This is a genomic window from Xanthobacter sp. YC-JY1, from assembly GCF_021730305.1.
Lineage (GTDB): Bacteria > Pseudomonadota > Alphaproteobacteria > Rhizobiales > Xanthobacteraceae > Xanthobacter > Xanthobacter flavus.
The window spans coordinates 1326225-1338744 of record NZ_CP032674.1; the positions used below are offsets into that span (position 1 = coordinate 1326225).

Sequence of the window (12520 nt, forward strand, 5' to 3'; positions counted from 1 at the left end):
CGACTTCACGCTCCGGCCTCCCTTCGCACTCCCCCTTCGCGAGTCCCCCCATGGACACCCTCATCCGCACCTTCGCCGAGCGGGGCGATCTCGCGCATCTGGCGCTGCTGTTGTGGGCGCTGGCGGCCACCGCCGGGCTGTGGCGGACCCTCAGTGAGCTCGCCCGCGCCAATGCGCGGATGGATGAGCTGGTGCGCGAGCTCGCCCGCTTCAACGCGCGTTTCGACGACCTCTCCTGACCCCCCAACACATCCTCGGAGACACCCATGCGATCGCCGTTCCAGAAGGCGTCCGCGCCGCGCATCCGCGCGCTCACCGGCGGCCCTGCAAACACGCCCACCAAGACCAAGGCCCGGCCGCCTGCGCCCGCCGCCCCGGCCGGCACCGTCTTCCGTGAGTTCGTGGCCACGCTGGAACGGCTGGAGAAGAGCCGCCGCCGCAAGAAGCCCGCCGCGCCCGGCGGGGTGCGTGAGCCATGGCGGCCTCTGATCTTCCGGCCGATGGCTACGCGATCGAGGGCTATGCCTGCCTGTTCGAGGTGCCGGACCTCGGCCGCGACCTGGTGGAGCGCGGCGCCTTCGCGGCGAGCCTCGCCCGCCAGGGCGCGGGCGGCGTGCGCATGCTCTACCAGCACGATCCGGCCGAGCCCATCGGCGTGTGGACCGACCTGATCGAGGACGGACGCGGCCTCTATGCGCGGGGCCGGCTCTCGCCCTTCGTCGCCCGCGCGCGGGAGGTGGCGGCGCTGGTCCGCGACGGCGCGCTCGACGGCCTCTCCATCGGCTTCAAGGCGGTGTCGGCGCGCACCGATCCGCGCACCCGCCTGCGCCGCATCGCCCGCATCGATCTGTGGGAGGTGTCCATCGTCACCTTCCCCATGCAGCCCGACGCCCGCGTCCGGCGCCCGGCTCCTTCGCCGGCCGCGCTGCTCACGGCGGCGGCCGCCCGCCTGCGCGCCACTGCCGGCGCCTGATGCCTCTCAACAGAAGGTTCTTCCCATGTCGCTGAACATTGGCGCCCACGAGGGCTTGCCCGAAACACGAAGCATCCACCCGGGTGCTCCCGAAACGAAGGTGGCGGGCGCGGAGCAGCGCATCGCCGTCGCCGATTTCCTCTCCGCCTTCGAGGCCTACAAGGAGACCAACGACGCGCGCCTCGCGCAGATGGAGCGCCGCGGCACCGACGTGCTCACCACCGAGCAGCTCGCCCGCATCGATGCGGCGCTGGACGCCCACCAGGCGCGGCTCGATGCCCTCGCCACCAAGGCCCGCCGCCCGGCGCTGGGCGCGGCGCCCGAGCGCACGGCCGATGCCTCCCAGCACGGCGCGGCCTTCGACACCTATGCCCGCCACGGCGAGGCCGGCGGCCTGAAGGCGCTGGAGGCGAAGGCGCTGTCCGCCGGCTCCGGTGCGGACGGCGGCTATCTCGTGCCCTACGAGGCGGAGCAGGAGATCGGCCGGCGCCTCTCCGCGCTCTCGCCCATCCGGGCGCTCGCCACGGTGCGGGTGATCGGCGCCGGCACCTATCGCAAGCCCTTCATGACGTCGGGCCCCGCCTCCGGCTGGGCGGCCGAGACCGCCGCGCGCCCGCAGACCGACAGCCCGGTGCTGGCCGAGCTGGCCTTCCCCGCCATGGAACTCTACGCCATGCCGGCGGCGACGCAGGCGCTGCTGGACGATGCGCAGGTGAACATCGAGGAGTGGCTGGCGCAGGAGGTGGACGCCGCCTTCGCCGAGCAGGAGGGCACCGCCTTCGTCACCGGCGATGGCGTCGCCAAGCCCAAGGGCTTCCTCGCCTACACCAAGGTCGCCGACAGCGCATGGGCCTGGGACAAGGTGGGCTATGTGGCGACCGGCGCCGCCGGCGCCTTCCCCTCCGCGACGCCGGCCGATCCGCTCATCGATCTCGTCTATGCGCTGAAGGGCGGCTATCGCCAGAACGCCACCTTCGTCATGAACCGCAAGACCCAAGGCGCCGTGCGCAAGCTGAAGGACGAGAACGGCAACTACCTCTGGGCCCCGCCCGCGGGGGTGGGCCAGCCGGCGAGCCTCCTCGGCTTCCCGGTGGCTGAGAGCGAGGCCATGCCGGACATGGCGGCCGATGCCTTCGCCATCGCCTTCGGCGACTTCCGCCGCTTCTATCTGGTGGTGGACCGCGCGGGCGTGCGGGTGCTGCGCGATCCCTATTCCGCCAAGCCCTATGTACTGTTCTACACCACCAAGCGCGTGGGCGGCGGCGTGCAGAACTTCGAGGCCGCCAAGCTCCTGAAGTTCGCCGCGAGCTGAGGCGAACGCCCGGGAGCTGCCGCCACGGCCGGGAACAAGCCCGGCCGTGGCTGCCCACAGGCAGCCGCGCGCCTCAGCCGGCCGGGTGCGACCTGAGCGGCAGGAACAGGTCGGTGACGGTCTCGTGCTCCGGAACGTCCGGGAAGAAGCTCAGCCTTTGGCAGAACAACGGGAAGTCCCCCGCCTCCTCGCCGCTGTCCGGCAGCCAGTCGCGAAAGAGAAACAGCGCCGCGGGCTCGAGATCCTCGCTGTGGCCGATGACGCGCAGGACCGCGCAGCGGCCGGCGGGGATGAGGCCGGCGGCGACGCCCTGCGCATTGTCCTGAATAGGGCGATCGGTGGCGGCGCACAGGTCGAGGCGGAAGTCCGCCGCCGGCGTCGTGCGCGGGTCGCTGTGGAACACCGTGAAGGTCGCGGCGATGCTGCGCCCGAGCCCCGCCGCACGCCGCCATTCGATGAAGCGCCGGACCGTCTCATAGACGGCGGCCGGATCGCCCCGGTGGCTCATGACGGCGACCGGGGTCGCGGGAAAGTCGTGGATGTCGATATCGCCGGTGCTCCAGGTGGTCATGCGCTTGGTCCTCGCATTGGTCAGCGGCGCGCAGGCCGCGCGCCAGGGTTGCCACTCGGGCGACGTCCGGAATGCCGAAGGAGACTGGTCGAACCGCTGCCGGAAGGCGCGGGCGAAGGCGTCGGGCGCATCGTAGCCGGCATCGAGGGCGACCTCGGTCACGCTGGCCCCGGCCCGGAAGGCCAGTTGATACGAGGCGCGTCTCAGCCGGGCGAGCTGGACGTAGCGGTGCACGGTGACGCCGAACGTCGCCGTGAACTGCCGGTGAAAGTGCGCCTGCGAGAAGGCCGCGACGGCGCTGAGCGCCTCAAGGCCGAGATCCTCATCGAGATGCCGGTCGATGTGGTCCAGCACCCGCTGCATCCTCGCCCGGTAGCGCTCGCGTGCGGCGTTGGTCATTGGCTCCTTCCCTGATGGCCCCGCCAGTGAACCGCGCCGCGGCGGCCCGCGCTCGACCGATCCTGCTGTTCTTCGCCCTCAGTTGGGCAGCACCAGGCAGGCGCCGCCGGCCTTGCGCAGGCGGTCGCACATCTTCATGCCCTCGGCCTTGGACTGGGCCGGCAGGCGCACGCGATAGAAGGTGCGCGGGCCGCGCCCGCCCACCCGCGTGGAAATGATGACCGGCGTGAGGTCCGCGAATACCTGCGGCGCGCGCGCCGCCTCGCGCCGGAAGGAGGCGAGGGCGATGTCGCGCGAGTAATTGCCGGAGATCTGCACGCCCCAGGGCGCGAACAGCGTATTTGCCGGCTGGCCGGCGGCGGGGGCCGGCGCGCCCTTGCGCAGGGACGCGACGGTGGCGAGGCAGGGCTCGGGCGGAAAATCCGCCGGGCCGAAGGCGGCGGTGCCCTGCTTCTTCAGGCCGGCCCAATCTTCCGCCGTGCGGCCGGTGATGATGCGCACATAAGCGCGCGTCTCATTGGGCAGGCCGCCGCCGGACAGGAAGCCGTTCACCCGCCCCGGCCCGGCATTGTAGGCGGCGGCCGCGAGGCCGAGGTTTCCGAACCGCCGGTTGAGATCGGCGATCAAGGCGGCGGACGCCGGGATGGCCGCCTCCGGGTCGAACGGATCGACGAGCCCGCGCTCCTTCGCCGTGCCCGGCATGAACTGCGCGATGCCCTGCGCCCCGGCGCGGCTCACCACATCCGGCCGGAACGAGCTTTCCTGCCAGATGAGGCGGGTGAGGAAGGAGGCGGGCAGCCCCTCCTTCCCCGCCGCCGTATCGATGAGGCGGCAGATGGCGTGATCGACGGTCTCGCCGCCGGGCGACTGGGCGAGGGCGGGCGCCGCGAGCACGAGAAGCATCAGGAGGCCGCGCCAGGCCATGTGCAGCGCGGCCGTGCGCATCTCAGAGCCCGGCAGCGGGGAGGGGACTCCCCAGGGCCTTGGCGGTGCTGGTGATCCAGTCGCGATGCAGCGACACCAAAGTGACGCCGGTGACGCCGCCGCAGCCACGCGTGCCGCCCGGCGCCGTCGCCCATCCCACCACGCCGGCCACCGCGCCGTCGAGGAAGGCCGGCCCGCCGGAATCCCCGGTGCAGGCCCCGGCCGCGCCCTCCGGCGCGGAGAGCCGCACCATGATGCCCCCGGTGGTGCCTATGGAGGGCAGGGCGACGCTGCGCAGCGTGCCCGCGCTCTTCATGGCGCCATCGGCGGTGACGCCATAGCCCGCGAGCAGGAAGGTGGCGCCTTTCTCCGGCAGCCCCGAGGCCGTGCTGAGGCGAGCGACGCGGAACCGCGCCGGCAATGGCTCGGCCAGCTTCACCAAAGCGAGGTCCGGCGTGGGACGACGGGTCTGGAACTGGTCGGCGTCGAAGCGCGGATGCACCATCACCCGCGCCGCCGGCACCAGCTTGGGCTGGCCATCGCCGACAATGGCCACCGCATAGTCGCCGGCCGGTCCCACGCAGTGCGCCGCCGTCAGCACCAGGTCGCGGGCCAGCACCGTGCCGGTGCAGGACGCGCCGCGGGTGGAGACGATGAGCACCGTCTGCGCCGCCACATCTGCCGCCGCCGGCGCGCCGCCGACAATGGCGTGGGCCGGGCCGGGGGAGATGAGCGCAAGCGCGAGCGCCAGAGACTTCGCGGTGGCGAGGAGGCGGAAAGGCTTCATCCCCCGTTTCTGCCGCTCGTGGCCGGAAGCGTCAATGGCGGGCGGCTCTGCGCGCTCCTCACCCTTTGTGGGAGAGGGACGGAAAACCAAACACCGCGTCATCGCCCGGCTTGTCCGGGCGATCCACCCATCCGCTGGGGCGCCGTCCAAGACTGCGTCCCGGCCCAACCATGGATCGCCCGGACAAGCCGGGCGATGACGGCGCGGGGGCGGTCGCAGGAGTGGGCCGAGGGCATTCGCCGTCGTGTGTACCGTTCCTGCCTCTCCCCGTCCCTCTCCCGCAAAGGGAGAGGGAGCGCGGCTACTAAGGCCGGGGAGACCGTCCGCGCAGAACCCGCTCAAGCCCATCCGCCGTCATGCCCGGGCTTGTCCCGGGTATCCACGTCGGGCCGAGGGAGCGACCTTCGAAAGCTGTTCCCAGCCGAGCCACGTGGATGGCCGGGACAAGCCCGGCCATGACGGCGGCGCGAGACGCCCCAAACTGTTCGCGCGTTCCCGCGTCTCCCCTCTCCCCTCGCGGGAGAGGAGCCGGGGGTGAGGGGGCGGCCGCTCCGCACGTCCCGACGCGTGTTCACGCGGCGCCACACCCCTCACCCCAGCCCTCTCTCGCAAGGGGAGAGGGAGCTTCATCTGCCCAGCCCCACCCGGAGCCCCCCATGGCCGAGCTTCTTACCGGCCCCGCCGCCGAGCCGCTGACGCGCGCCGAGGCGAAGGCCTTTCTGCGCGTCGACGGCGACACCGAGGACGCCCTCATCGATGCCCTGATCGCCGCCGCCCGCCGCCATGTGGAGGCGGAGACGGGGCGCATCCTGATGGACCAGACTTGGCGCTTCTCGCTGGATCGCTGGCCCCTGCGGGGCGTGATCCCGGCGCCCGTCGCTCCGGTGCGCACCATCGTCTCCGCCACCGTCGCGGCGGCGGACGGCACGCCGGTGCCTCTGCCCGAGGACGCGCTCACTTTGGTGGGGGACCGCGCCCCGGCGCTGATCCGGGTGGAGCCGGCGCGCGTCTCAGCACCGCTCGTCTCCCACGGCGGCATCGTCATCACGCTTCTCGCCGGCTATGGCGGGGATGCGGGCCATGTGCCGGCGGATCTCGTGCAGGCGGTGCGGCTTATGCTCGCCCATCTCTACGAGCATCGCGACGGGCCGGGGGAGGCCACCGCGCTGCCCGCCGCCGCCCGCGCGCTCATCGCGCCCTATCGCGTGGTGCGGCTGTGAGCGGCATCGGCGCCCTGCGCCATCGCCTCACCCACCAGACGCCGCTGGAGGTGCCCGACGGCGCCGGTGGCGTCGCGCGCAGCTTCATCTCGGTGGATGTGCTGTGGGGCGCGGTGGAGGAGGTCTCCACCGCCTACGGCCTCGGCGAGGATCGGCCCCGCGCCGCGCGCGTGCTGCGCGTGACCGTGCGCGCGCCCAACACCATCGCCGCCGGCGACCGGCTGATCCATGCCGGCCGCGTGCTGGCGGTGGAGTCCATCATCGATGCGGACGGGCGGGGCCGCTTCCATCGCATCCGCTGCAGCGAGGAACAGGCATGAGGACGGAATTCAGCGTCCGCACCCGCGGCCTCGACGGCCTCGCCCGCCGCATCGCCGCCCGCCATTTCCCCGATGCGGAAGCGGCGGCCGCCGCCCGCGCCGCCGCCGACCTCGCGGGGGAGATCGGGGCCGAAGCCGGCGCCGTCGCCACCGTGGCGGGCACGCTTGCGCGGCCGCTGGTGCAGGTCTCCGGCGCCACCTTCCTGGACCGCGTGCGCGGCGCCTTCGACCGGCCCGGAGATCCGGTGCTCGACCGCATCCGCCTGCTCTTTGCGCGACGGAGGCGCTCATGAGCGTGCCCCTCGACAGCCCCGCGCTGGCGCTGCGCGCGGCCATCCATGCGGCGCTTGTCACTGACGCGGCGCTGGTGGCGCTCATCGGTGCGCCGCGCATCCATGACGTGCCGCCGGGCGATGCGGATTTTCCCTTCGTCACCCTCGGCGAGGCGGTGGTGGCCGACTGGTCCACCGCCACCGAGGCGGGCACCGAGCAGGCGCTGACGCTGCACGTCTTCTCCCGCTCCGGCGGGCGGGCGGAAGCCTTCGCCATCGCCGCGCGATTGCAGGCGGTGCTGCACGATGCGGCCCTCGCGCTTGCGGGCCACCGGCTCGCCAATCTGCGCGCCACCACCGCCGAGGTCCGCCGCGAGAGCGACGGGCGCACCTTCCATGCTCTGGTGCGGTTCCGCGCCGTCACCGAGCCCGTTTGACCGGAGACGAAAATGGCCGCGCAGAAGGGCAAGGACCTGCTGCTGAAGGTGCATGACGGCACCTCCTTCATCACCGTGGCGGGGCTGCGCACGCGCACCCTCGCCTTCAACGCGCAGAGCGTGGACGTGACCCATTCCGAAAGCGCCGGCCGCTGGCGCGAGCTGCTGGACGGGGCGGGCGTGAAGCGCGCCTCCGTCTCCGGCTCCGGCGTGTTCAAGGATGCGGCGTCCGATGCCCTCGTCCGCCAGCTCTTCTTCTCCGGCGCGCTGGCGAGCTGCCAGTTGCTGATCCCGGATTTCGGCACGCTCACCGGTCCGTTCCAGGTGACGGCGCTGGAGATCGCGGCCGAGCATGACCGCGAGATCACCTTCGACCTCACCTTGGAGAGCGCGGGCGAGATCGCCTTCGCGGCGCTGTGATGGGCGGCGGCGGCATGCCCAACCGCCGGCGCGGCGAGATTTCGGCGGTGCTCGACGGCGCGCCGCGCGTGCTCGTCCTCACCCTCGGCGCGCTCGCGGAGCTGGAGGCGGCGTTCGGCGCGGACGATCTCATGGCGCTCGCCGAGCGCTTCGGCCGGGGCCGTCTCTCCGCGCGGGATGCGGCGCGCATCATCGCCGCCGGGCTCAATGGCGCGGGGGCGAGCGTCTCCGTGGAGGAGGTGGAGCGGATGCGCGCGGATGGCGGCGCGGCGGGGTTCGCGCGCATCGTCGCCGAACTGCTGGCCGCCACCTTCGGCAGCGCGGAGACGGCTCAATCCCCTCCGTCGCCGCAGCCGGCCTAAGCGCGACGCCTGCGGCGCGCGTCTTGCCTGAGGACAGCGTCGCGCCCCCGGCGCGCGCCTTTCCCTGGGCGCTCGCCATGGGCGCCGGCTTCGGCCTGCTGCGGCTCTCTCCCGACGCCTTCTGGCGGATGACGCCGCGCGAACTCGCGGCCGCGCTCTCCGCGCTTCTGCCCGCCGCGCCGGCCTTGCCGCGCTCATGGCGCGGTTTCCCGATGGCACGAGAGGATGATGCCGTGACCGAGACCGTCGATATCGCCCTCCAGGTGGACACACGCAGCGCCATGGCGGCGCTGGGCGCGGCGGAGGTTTCCGCGCGCGGCTTTTCCTCCGCCCTCGCTTCCGCCTTCACCGGCCTCGCCGTGCAGGGCAAGGATCTCGGCACGGTGCTGGAGCAGCTGGCGACGCGGCTCGCCAATCTCGCCCTCACGGCGGCTTTGAAGCCGCTGGAGAGCTCGCTCACCTCGCTTCTCTCCGGCGCCGGCGGCGGCCTCGGCTTCGCCAAGGGCGGGGTGATCGGGGAGGGGCAGGTCAAGCCCTTCGCGCGTGGCGGGGTGGTGGCGGCGCCGACCTATTTTCCCTTGGGCGCCTCCCTCGGCCTGATGGGGGAGAAGGGGGCGGAAGCCATCCTGCCGCTGGCGCGCGGGGCGGACGGGCGGCTCGGCGTGCGCACCTCCGAAGGCGCGGGGCGCGGGCCGGTGACGGTGAACATCGCCACGCCCGACCTCTCCGGCTTCCGCCGCTCGGACGCCTATGTCTCGGGCCTGGTGGCGCGGGCGGTGGCGCGCGGGCAGCGCGGCGGGTGAACCTTCAGCGCGAGGACTTCCACGGGTCCGTCGCCGGCGCGGCGGTCGAGGGCTGCGAGGACGAGATCGTGTTGTTGAACTGGTTCGGCGCGTTGCTCGGACCGCTGCCGCTATAGGCATCGCTGCGCACGGCGGCGCCGGTCTTCATGCAGGAATCCGTGCCGGGCATCCGCTGGAAGCCGGGGCCGTAGCTGGCGCAGAAGCTGTCGCTCTTACTGCCGGAATTACTGCTTTTACCACTCGCCTGCGCCAAAGCCGGGCCGCTGGCCCCCGCGACGAGAACCGCGCCGAACATCAGCGCACCGGACAGGCGCGCCACGCGACGGGTCGTGCCGGAGCGTGGTGCAGAAGATCTGGGGCGGAGGGCGCGAGCAGTCATGAGCAGAATTGCGGTTCGAACGGGCTCGCCCGATGCGAGCGGCCGAACCATAGCGCCGCCGCGTCCGCCGGGAAATCCCCTGACGGACCGGCAGCTTGACCGTGATGGCGAAAATTCCCGCGTGACCTGAGGTCAATCGGCATCTCGGCCGCTGGCGACGTCATCGTCGCTGAGAGGTAATCCTGCGGAGAGTGATCCTGCTGAGAGGTCATCTTGCGGCGAGGTCGTTCCGTTCGCGGCATTCCGGCCTTGCCCCTCTGGCCGATGTCCGAACGGATACGACGTCCACCTGAAACAGACATCCGCGCATGGATGTCCGAATACGCAAAGGCCCAGGCCTCGAAGTGCCCGGGCGCATGGGAATGCCACTCATGGGGAGCCCGGAGCTGAGTGCCGGGCACCGGTCCTGTCTGCCGCCCTTGGGCGGCATCCTTCGCTCTTTCGCGTTTCGGGCGGCGTTTGTGAATGGCTCGCCGGATCGCGAAATCCGCGCATCGTGCCGCCCGTGGGCGGCAGGTTTCCTCAGATGCCGCCGGGTGGCGGCGCCGCTCCGATGGCGGTGGCGCGGGCCCTGAGCCGCACGCCGCCATCGGGGAGCGAAGATCACTTCTTCGCGGGAGCCTTGGGAGCCTTCGGCGCGGCGGCCTTCTTGGCGGCGGGCTTGGCAGCAGCCTTGGGCGCAGCGGGCTTGGCTTCGGGGGCCGGAGCGGGCGCAGCAGCCGCGGCGGGCTTCGCAGCAGCCTTGGGGGCAGCGGCCTTCTTGGGGGCAGCGGCCTTGGGAGCGGCAGCCTTGGGAGCCGCAGCCTTGGCGGGCGGCTTCGCAGCCTTGGGAGCGGCGGCCTTCTTCTCGGGCGCCGGAGCCTCGGCGGGCTTGGCGGCAGCAGCCTTCTTGGCAGGAGCCTTGGCTTCGGCCTTCGGCGCGGCGGCCTTGGGTGCAGCAGCCTTCGGGGCAGCAGCCTTGGGCGCGGGGGCCTTCTTGGCAGGAGCCTTGGCCTCGGCCTTCGGCGCAGCAGCCTTGGGGGCAGCGGCCTTGGGCGCGGGGGCCTTCTTGGCAGGAGCCTTGGCTTCAGCCTTCGGCGCAGCAGCCTTGGGGGCGGCGGCCTTCGCAGCGGCCTTCGGTGCAGCGGTCTTCGGGGCGGCGGTCTTGGGTGCTGTGGTCTTGGCTGCGGCCTTGGGGGCTGCGGCCTTCTTTTCGGCAGGTTTCTCGGCGGCGGCGGCCGGCTTCTTCGCGGGCTTGGTAGCCATGCTTTCGCTCCATGCTCAACGGGGCATCGGAAAGTCAAGGCGTCACGTTCAACTATGTCAAGGCCATCTCTACTGTTTTCGGCCAAGAATTAGGGGATGGGGGCATCATATGGCCGCCTTTCATGAGATTTTGTTCCCTCTGGAGGTCGCGCTGGGCGCTTCGGGCGGTCCCGAGCGCGTCACGGAGGTGGTCACGACCGCTTCCGGACGCGAGGAGCGCAACACGCGGCAGGCTGATTCGCGACGTCGCTGGGATGCCGGTTACGGGGTGAAGACCTTCGTTGCCCTGGCCGAAATCGTGGCCTTCTTCGAGGAGCGTCGCGGGCGTCTCCACGGCTTCCGCTGGCGCGATCGTCTCGACCATTCCTCGGCCGCTCCGGACGGCGAGGTGAGCGCCCTCGACCAGCTCATCGGCGCGGGCGATGGAGCGCGCGCGACCTTTGCGCTGACGAAGCGCTACGGTGCCCTCCACGCGCCCTATCTGCGCGCCATCACCAAGCCCGTCGCGGGCAGTGTGAAGGTCGCGGTGAACGGCATCGAACACGTTGAGGGCGCTCACTTCTCGCTGGATGCCGCGCGCGGCGAGATCACCTTCGCGGAGGGTGCCATTCCGCCTCCGTCGGCGGTCGTCACGGCGGGCTTCCGCTTCGACGTTCCGGTGCGCTTCGACACCGATTTTCTCGAGGTGGATCTCTCCGCTTTCGCGGCCGGCGCGATCCCCCGCATCCCCATCATCGAAATCCGCGTGTGAGGCTCGCCATGCGCACCATCGATCCCGCCCTCGCCGACCATCTCGCGAGCGGCGTCACCACGCTGTGCCGCGCCTGGCGCGTGACCCGCCGCGACGGCACCGTGCTCGGCTTCACCGACCATGATCGCGACCTCCAAATCGAGGGCGTGACATTCCTCGCCGCCTCCGGCATCGCGGGCTCGGAGAGCACGCAGGCGCAGGGGCTTTCCGTCACCGGCGCGGAGCTCTCCGGCGCGCTCAGCGCCGACGCGCTCCATGCCGCCGACCTCGCCGCCGGCCTCTATGACGGGGCAAGCGTGGACGTCCTTCTCGTCAACTGGCAGACCCCCGCGCAGCATCTTCTGCTGCGGCGGGGAACCATCGGCGAGGTGCGCTGCGAGGACGGCGTGTTCACCGCCGAGATCCGCGCCCTGGCGGATGCCTTCAACCAGACGCGCGGGCGCCTCCTCACCGTCACCTGCGATGCCGATCTCGGCGATGCCCGCTGCGGCGTGGACCTCGGCGCGCCGGGCCACTCCGCAAGCGTTGCGGTGATCGCCGTGGAGGGGGCGCTGCGCCTGCGGGTGAGCGGCCTCGACGGCGTCGCGGCCGGTGTCTTCGCGCGCGGCAGGGCGGTGTTTTCGAGCGGCGCCAATGAGGGCTTCGCGAGCGAGGTGAAAGCGCATCTGGTGGATGCGGAAGGGGTGGTCCTGCGCCTGTGGCAACGCCCGCCGTTCGAGGTGGCGGAGGGCGATGGGATCACCCTCACCGCCGGCTGCGACAAGCGCTTTGCCACCTGCCGCGACCGCTTCTCAAACGCATTCAATTTCCGCGGCTTCCCCCACATGCCGGGCAACGATTTCGTCATCTCCGTCGCCATCCCCGGTGAGGGCGGATACGACGGGAGCCTGCGGGAATGAGCGCGCCACTGGACCGCGCCGCCATCCTCTCGGAAGCCCGCGCCTGGATCGGCACGCCCTATCTCCATCGCGCTTCGCTGAAGGGCCATGGCGCGGACTGTCTCGGCCTCGTGCGCGGCATCTGGCGCGCGGTGGTGGGACCGGAACCGGAGGTGCTTCCCGCCTACGCGCCCGACTGGGCCGAGGCCGGCCGGCGCGAGACCCTCGCCGACACCGCGCGGCGCCATCTCGTCGCCGTTCCGCTGGCCGAGGCGCAGCCCGGCGACGTGCTGCTGTTCCGCTTTCGCGACCATCTCCCTGCGAAGCACGCGGCGCTGCTCTCCGAGGCCGGCCGCATGATCCACGCCTATGACGGCGCGAGCGTGTGCGAGACCGCGCTGACGCCCTGGTGGCGCCGGCGGCTGGCCTATGTCTTCGCCTTTCCCGGGGTGGGGTAGGGGGCAGAA

At 72.0% G+C, this 12520-nt stretch carries 18 protein-coding genes; 13 read left to right on the forward strand and 5 right to left on the reverse strand.

The features are described 5' to 3' along the window. Positions 1 to 50: 50 nt before the first annotated feature. The 3 genes from D7006_RS06190 (at position 51) to D7006_RS06200 (ending at position 2285) form a co-directional block, all read left to right on the forward strand. Complete coding sequence (locus tag D7006_RS06190) at positions 51 to 239, forward strand: hypothetical protein (protein ID WP_237355944.1); 189 nt, start codon at positions 51 to 53, stop codon at positions 237 to 239. Between the two features lie 236 nt (positions 240 to 475). After that, on the forward strand, positions 476 to 973 hold the full coding sequence (locus D7006_RS06195; RefSeq protein ID WP_237355945.1) for an HK97 family phage prohead protease: 498 nt from the start codon (positions 476 to 478) through the stop codon (positions 971 to 973). A 25-nt stretch (positions 974 to 998) separates the two neighbouring features. Next, positions 999 to 2285 (forward strand): phage major capsid protein, encoded by a 1287-nt coding sequence (locus tag D7006_RS06200; RefSeq protein ID WP_237355946.1) that lies wholly within the window; start codon positions 999 to 1001, stop codon positions 2283 to 2285. Positions 2286 to 2358: 73 nt separating this feature from the next. Here D7006_RS06200 and D7006_RS06205 read toward each other — a convergent pair whose 3' ends face one another. From D7006_RS06205 to D7006_RS06215, 3 genes are all read right to left on the reverse strand, one after another. Next, positions 2359 to 3255 (reverse strand): GyrI-like domain-containing protein, encoded by an 897-nt coding sequence (locus D7006_RS06205; protein WP_237355947.1) that lies wholly within the window; start codon positions 3253 to 3255, stop codon positions 2359 to 2361. A gap of 78 nt (positions 3256 to 3333) precedes the next feature. Next, on the reverse strand, positions 3334 to 4200 hold the full coding sequence (locus D7006_RS06210) for a lytic transglycosylase domain-containing protein (RefSeq protein ID WP_237355948.1): 867 nt from the start codon (positions 4198 to 4200) through the stop codon (positions 3334 to 3336). A gap of 1 nt (position 4201) precedes the next feature. Then, on the reverse strand, positions 4202 to 4966 hold the full coding sequence (locus D7006_RS06215; RefSeq protein ID WP_237355949.1) for a trypsin-like serine protease: 765 nt from the start codon (positions 4964 to 4966) through the stop codon (positions 4202 to 4204). A gap of 656 nt (positions 4967 to 5622) precedes the next feature. On the opposite strand from D7006_RS06215, the gene D7006_RS06220 reads away from it, so the two are divergent. The 7 genes from D7006_RS06220 to D7006_RS06255 are packed head-to-tail and all read left to right on the forward strand — an operon-like array spanning position 5623 to position 8800. After that, positions 5623 to 6186 carry a head-tail connector protein gene (locus D7006_RS06220; RefSeq protein ID WP_237355950.1) on the forward strand — a complete coding sequence of 188 codons (564 nt, stop codon included), beginning with the start codon at positions 5623 to 5625 and terminating at the stop codon, positions 6184 to 6186. Then, positions 6183 to 6506 (forward strand): head-tail adaptor protein, encoded by a 324-nt coding sequence (locus tag D7006_RS06225; protein ID WP_237355951.1) that lies wholly within the window; start codon positions 6183 to 6185, stop codon positions 6504 to 6506. The genes D7006_RS06220 and D7006_RS06225 overlap by 4 nt, the downstream gene beginning before the upstream one ends. Further along, positions 6503 to 6799: a hypothetical protein gene (locus tag D7006_RS06230; RefSeq protein WP_237355952.1), complete on the forward strand. Its 297-nt coding sequence runs from the start codon at positions 6503 to 6505 to the stop codon at positions 6797 to 6799. The genes D7006_RS06225 and D7006_RS06230 overlap by 4 nt, the downstream gene beginning before the upstream one ends. After that, positions 6796 to 7215: a DUF3168 domain-containing protein gene (locus D7006_RS06235; RefSeq protein ID WP_237355953.1), complete on the forward strand. Its 420-nt coding sequence runs from the start codon at positions 6796 to 6798 to the stop codon at positions 7213 to 7215. Before D7006_RS06230 ends, D7006_RS06235 begins: the two co-directional genes overlap by 4 nt. Before the next feature lie 12 nt (positions 7216 to 7227). After that, a complete protein-coding gene (locus D7006_RS06240; RefSeq protein ID WP_024277874.1) occupies positions 7228 to 7635 on the forward strand; it encodes a phage major tail protein, TP901-1 family in 408 nt (135 codons plus the stop codon). Positions 7636 to 7649: 14 nt separating this feature from the next. Next, on the forward strand, positions 7650 to 7997 hold the full coding sequence (locus D7006_RS06245) for a gene transfer agent family protein (protein ID WP_237355954.1): 348 nt from the start codon (positions 7650 to 7652) through the stop codon (positions 7995 to 7997). A gap of 23 nt (positions 7998 to 8020) precedes the next feature. Next, on the forward strand, positions 8021 to 8800 hold the full coding sequence (locus D7006_RS06255) for a phage tail assembly chaperone (RefSeq protein ID WP_371745049.1): 780 nt from the start codon (positions 8021 to 8023) through the stop codon (positions 8798 to 8800). A gap of 4 nt (positions 8801 to 8804) precedes the next feature. Here D7006_RS06255 and D7006_RS06260 read toward each other — a convergent pair whose 3' ends face one another. Then, entirely contained in the window at positions 8805 to 9119 is a 315-nt protein-coding gene (locus tag D7006_RS06260; protein ID WP_237355955.1) for a porin, read from the reverse strand. Between the two features lie 663 nt (positions 9120 to 9782). Beyond that, complete coding sequence (locus D7006_RS06265) at positions 9783 to 10424, reverse strand: hypothetical protein (protein WP_237355956.1); 642 nt, start codon at positions 10422 to 10424, stop codon at positions 9783 to 9785. A 109-nt stretch (positions 10425 to 10533) separates the two neighbouring features. On the opposite strand from D7006_RS06265, the gene D7006_RS06270 reads away from it, so the two are divergent. From D7006_RS06270 to D7006_RS06280, 3 genes are read left to right on the forward strand one after another with little or no spacing between them, the layout of a single operon-like run. Then, the gene (locus D7006_RS06270; protein WP_237355957.1) at positions 10534 to 11175 is read left to right on the forward strand and encodes a DUF2460 domain-containing protein; all 642 of its coding nucleotides are present in this window, start codon (positions 10534 to 10536) and stop codon (positions 11173 to 11175) included. 8 nt (positions 11176 to 11183) lie between these two features. After that, positions 11184 to 12074 carry a DUF2163 domain-containing protein gene (locus tag D7006_RS06275; protein ID WP_237355958.1) on the forward strand — a complete coding sequence of 297 codons (891 nt, stop codon included), beginning with the start codon at positions 11184 to 11186 and terminating at the stop codon, positions 12072 to 12074. Next, positions 12071 to 12511, forward strand: a complete 441-nt coding sequence (locus tag D7006_RS06280) for an NlpC/P60 family protein (protein ID WP_237355959.1) — start codon at positions 12071 to 12073, stop codon at positions 12509 to 12511. The genes D7006_RS06275 and D7006_RS06280 overlap by 4 nt, the downstream gene beginning before the upstream one ends. Positions 12512 to 12520 lie beyond the last annotated feature (9 nt).

What these genes read in the sequence shown, in the direction of transcription:
- D7006_RS06230 (WP_237355952.1), top strand. Translation starts at nt 6,503, where the DNA reads ATGAGGACGGAATTCAGCGTCCGCACCCGCGGCCTCGACGGCCTCGCC.
- D7006_RS06195 (WP_237355945.1), top strand. Translation starts at nt 476, where the DNA reads ATGGCGGCCTCTGATCTTCCGGCCGATGGCTACGCGATCGAGGGCTAT.
- D7006_RS06205 (WP_237355947.1), bottom strand. Translation starts at nt 3,255, where the DNA reads ATGACCAACGCCGCACGCGAGCGCTACCGGGCGAGGATGCAGCGGGTG.
- D7006_RS06210 (WP_237355948.1), bottom strand. Translation starts at nt 4,200, where the DNA reads ATGCGCACGGCCGCGCTGCACATGGCCTGGCGCGGCCTCCTGATGCTT.
- D7006_RS06240 (WP_024277874.1), top strand. Translation starts at nt 7,228, where the DNA reads ATGGCCGCGCAGAAGGGCAAGGACCTGCTGCTGAAGGTGCATGACGGC.
- D7006_RS06190 (WP_237355944.1), top strand. Translation starts at nt 51, where the DNA reads ATGGACACCCTCATCCGCACCTTCGCCGAGCGGGGCGATCTCGCGCAT.
- D7006_RS06200 (WP_237355946.1), top strand. Translation starts at nt 999, where the DNA reads ATGTCGCTGAACATTGGCGCCCACGAGGGCTTGCCCGAAACACGAAGC.
- D7006_RS06220 (WP_237355950.1), top strand. Translation starts at nt 5,623, where the DNA reads ATGGCCGAGCTTCTTACCGGCCCCGCCGCCGAGCCGCTGACGCGCGCC.
- D7006_RS06245 (WP_237355954.1), top strand. Translation starts at nt 7,650, where the DNA reads ATGCCCAACCGCCGGCGCGGCGAGATTTCGGCGGTGCTCGACGGCGCG.
- D7006_RS06235 (WP_237355953.1), top strand. Translation starts at nt 6,796, where the DNA reads ATGAGCGTGCCCCTCGACAGCCCCGCGCTGGCGCTGCGCGCGGCCATC.
- D7006_RS06280 (WP_237355959.1), top strand. Translation starts at nt 12,071, where the DNA reads ATGAGCGCGCCACTGGACCGCGCCGCCATCCTCTCGGAAGCCCGCGCC.
- D7006_RS06275 (WP_237355958.1), top strand. Translation starts at nt 11,184, where the DNA reads ATGCGCACCATCGATCCCGCCCTCGCCGACCATCTCGCGAGCGGCGTC.
- D7006_RS06215 (WP_237355949.1), bottom strand. Translation starts at nt 4,966, where the DNA reads ATGAAGCCTTTCCGCCTCCTCGCCACCGCGAAGTCTCTGGCGCTCGCG.
- D7006_RS06270 (WP_237355957.1), top strand. Translation starts at nt 10,534, where the DNA reads ATGGCCGCCTTTCATGAGATTTTGTTCCCTCTGGAGGTCGCGCTGGGC.
- D7006_RS06265 (WP_237355956.1), bottom strand. Translation starts at nt 10,424, where the DNA reads ATGGCTACCAAGCCCGCGAAGAAGCCGGCCGCCGCCGCCGAGAAACCT.